Genomic DNA, 3,818 nt, shown 5'->3' on the forward strand with positions numbered 1-3,818 from the left:
GCAAGCGCCAGGCCATCAGGCCCAGCGCGCCCACCGCCAGCAGCAAGGCGCCCCACAACACCAGGCGCCGCGTGCGCTGGGTATCCGCGGGCACCGCCAGCGCCTGTGGCGACGCCGTCATGCCCGCGATGCGCGCATTGCCGATCGCCGGCGCCGCGCCTGCCAGCAGTTCGGCACGGGCGACCGGGCCAGGCTCCTGAGCCTGCGGCTCGGGCTCGCCCACCGCCAGCGAGAACGGCGCCGCGCCGCGCGCAACGAAGGTCACCACGGCGGGACGCCAGCCGAGCGCCAGCGTCGGCATGCCGGCGCCGAGCCCGCCGGCGCGCGCGTCCAGGCTCAGCCGCCACAGCCGGTCGGTGTTGCGCCCGATCGCCAGCGGCGCGCTTTCCTGCTCGGTCCCTTCCGCCCCGGCCAGACGGTAGAGCCGCCCGCTGCTGACCACGCGCCAGGCCGATTTGTCATCGGGGCGCGACCACAGCGTGGCCTGCACCACCGTATTGGTCTGCGGCAGGCGAATGCGCAGGCGCTCGGCCGGAAAGCGGCCGCCACTGTCGAACAGATAGTCGCCCCCGGCCTGCGCCTGCGTGGCCACGATGCCGTCGCGCCATTGCAGCGCCAGCGGCGGCGGCATGCCCGCGGCCACGGTTTCCACCTGCACGGTTGCCGGCGCCGGCGGCGTGCCCTGCCACTGCAGCCGCAGGTAATGCGCGCGCAAACGCGCCAGTGCGATGCGGTCCTGGCTGAGCTGGGTGCCCTCGCGGCTCAGCCGCAGCAATTGCGCGCTGCCCGCGTCCTGCCAGTGCTGCAGGTCATCGCTGCTGGCCACGTCCACCCTGCCCTGGTAATCGCCCGCAGGCAGCCCGATCACCACGGCGCTGGCAGCGTCGCGCAACTGGCTCAGGTCGAGCAGCCATGCTCCGGCGCTGCGCGCCGCCTGCACGCCGCTGGCGGCCCGCAGCGCGCCGTCAGCACCGATCACCACCCCCACGGGCGCGCCCTGGCCCTGCGCTTGCGCGGCAGGCAGGGCGAACCATGGCACCTCCCGCAGCGTGCGGACCTCGGCGGGCGGCTCGGGCGGCAACGCCAGCGCATACGGCAGCAATTCGCCGGCGCCGTTGCGCACGCGCAGGTCGCCGAGGTCGTCGCGCCGGCTATGGGCGTACACATCCGAGTTCAGCGTCACGGCGTAGTACGCCGCGTCACCTTCGGCCGCCAACGGGAAACGTTCGGCCCGCGCCGGGGCGAACAGCAGCAGCAGCGATGCCGCCGCCAGCAGCACCCGGGCACGCCGCGCAACGGTCGTTGCGCCGCAGGCGGATATCGCCTTGCTCACGTTGCCTCCTTCGCCTTCGGCGGCAATGGCGAGAAATAACCGATCAGCAACAGCAGCACCCCTACGCCGATAAACGAGATGATGCGCTCGATCCCCTTGAGGAAGGACAAATCGAACAAGAACAGCTTGACCACGGTGACGCCGAGCAGCGCGCCACCGATAAACCACAGCGCTCGCGTACCGCGCCGCGTGGCCACCACCATGGCGATCAGCGCCAGCACGGTCCAGAACACGGACAGCGACGCCTGTACCAGCGTGGAGCTGCCGAGAGCCTCCAGCGTGTAAGGCACGCCGCTCCAGTGATGGAGCGTGCGCAGCAGCATCGCATTGAGCCACAGGAAGACGGTGGCGGCGGCAATCCCCTTCAAGCCGTCGGCATAGGGCTCGACGGGTACGCCGATGCGCCGGGCGCGCACCAGCCAGAGCGCCGCCACGCCGTAGACCAGCACCTGCACCAGATCCAGCGGGTTGAGCAGCGGCAGCCAGCCCAGGATGGCGCCGGCCTGCGTGAGATTGGCGTACAGCGTCCACAGCCACATCAGCACCACCAGCGGCGCCGAGGCGACGGCGAACAGGCGCAGCAGGCTGTCGCGGCGCGCCCATAGCAGACCGGCCAGTGCAAAGCCGCCCCAGCCTGCCAGGAAGACCAGTTGCAGGTTGACCGAGCGCAGCACGTCGATCACGTCATAGCCGATGCCGAAGCGATGATGCAGGGTACGCAGCAACGCGGCGTTGAACCACAGGAACACCGTGGCCAGCGCGGCATACTCCAGCACCCGCGGGCGCGGTGCCAGGCCCTGTGCCGCAAGCCGCCGCTGCCACAGCGCCACGGCCAGCATGGCCAGCAATTGGGCGACATCGAGCGGGTTGAGCAACGGCAGGTAGAACAGCGGCGCGGCGTCGCCGTCGCTAGCCACGCTGGCGATGCTCCACAGCCACAGCAGCGCCGCCAGCGGCAGCGCGCCCCACAGCAGGTAGGCCCGCGCGAAGCGCGCCACCGGCCAGGGCAGGCGCCAGCCCCAGGCCGAGAGCAGTGCCAGCAGGGCGCCGTAGCCATAGGCCCAGGCGCTCCAGCTCCACGCGCCTTCCGGCACATAGGCGCGCAGCCTCCAGTAAGCCTCGGTGGAAAGCAGCACGCACAGCGTCCAGAACAGCAGGGTATGCATCGGCGCCAGCAGGCTCTCGCGCTCGCCGCCCTGCTGCCGCCACAGCAGCAGCCAGGCCGCGCCGAATACCGCCAGCCAGGCCGGCGCGCCGGCGCCAAGCAAGGGCGACGCCGACCAGATCGCGCAACTGAATACGGCCAGGCCAGCCAGCAAGGGCGCCATGGCCAGCGCCGGCACGCCGGCCAGCGGCCACGCCAGCACGCGCCGCGCCAGGTGCGCCAGCCAGGCGCTCAGCACCACGAACAGCGCCAGCGTTTCAAGCATCGCCCGCGGCTGCCAGTCCAGCACATCGGCCCAGTGATGGATCTCGGCCACGCCGCCGCCCAGCCACCACAGCAAGCCCCACGCCGCGGCCGCGAGGCCCAGCGGCACCGAAGGCGCGAACCAGGCGCGCGCCTCGGGCCGTCCGTGCAGGCGCCAGCCGCTGAACACGCCCGACACCGCCAGCAGCAGCGTGCCCACATAGCGGCTGTTCAGCACCGGCCACGCCAGCCGGGTGGCATCGAACAGGCTGCCCGCGGCGAACGCGGCGCCGGCCGCCAGCTGCAGCAGCAAGCCGGAAGCCAGCGCCAGGCGGCGCCGCTGGCGCACGCCCACCCACACCACCGCGGCCCCCTCGAGCGCCCACACGGCGCTGGTGGCGCGTCCGTCGAAGGCCAGCGGCACGGCCAGCGTGGCGAAGATGACGCCGAGCGCCAGCATGGCCTCGAACAGCATGCCCAGGCGGTCGCGGCGCGCCGACAGCCATGCCGCCAGGCCAAGATAGAAGGCCGCGAGCGCCACCGCGCTCCACGCCATGGCAAACGGGATATGGCGCACCAGCGCGGCTTGCAGGCCCATCGCCAGCAATGGCGTGCCGAACACCAGCGTGCCGTCTACGTAATCCTTCAGGCTGACCTGCCGGCGCAGCGCGTAGAGCAGCGCGATGCCCGTGTACATCAGCAGGAACAGGATCAGGAAAGGCTCGGTGGTAGCCAGCAGCTCCGGCCGGTAATTGAGCGCGCCCCACGCCGTGCCGATGCCGAAGGTAAACGCGAAGCCGAGCAGGTTGAGCTGGCGCCAGGCCTTGAACCAGGCGATGGCGAAGATACCGGCGTTGAGCAGCGCGTAATAGCTGAACAGCATCACATGGCTGCCGCCGCCGGTGGAAATCAGCACCGGGGCGAGAAAGCCGCCGGCGCTCCCGGTGAAGGCCAGCACCGCCGCGTTCTGCAGCACCGCAAGCCCGCCCGCGAGCGCGCAGATCGCCACCAGCAGCGGGAAAGCGGCGGCGGCCGGGAGCAGGCCGTAAAGCTTGGTGGCGGCGAACACGGTGAGAT

2 protein-coding genes are annotated in these 3,818 nt (G+C 71.6%); both read right to left on the bottom strand.

The genetic code is table 11. The features are described from left to right. Positions 1–1,333: DUF3999 domain-containing protein (locus P3W85_RS24395; protein WP_276266669.1), on the bottom strand; the 1,333-nt coding region annotated here is incomplete at its 3' end. Beyond that, positions 1,330–3,818, bottom strand: a 2,489-nt coding sequence (locus tag P3W85_RS24400; protein WP_276266670.1) for a DUF2339 domain-containing protein, incomplete at its 5' end; no start/stop codon positions are given. The genes P3W85_RS24400 and P3W85_RS24395, both read right to left, overlap by 4 nt.

Source organism: Cupriavidus basilensis, from assembly GCF_029335485.1.
Lineage (GTDB): Bacteria > Pseudomonadota > Gammaproteobacteria > Burkholderiales > Burkholderiaceae > Cupriavidus > Cupriavidus basilensis_E.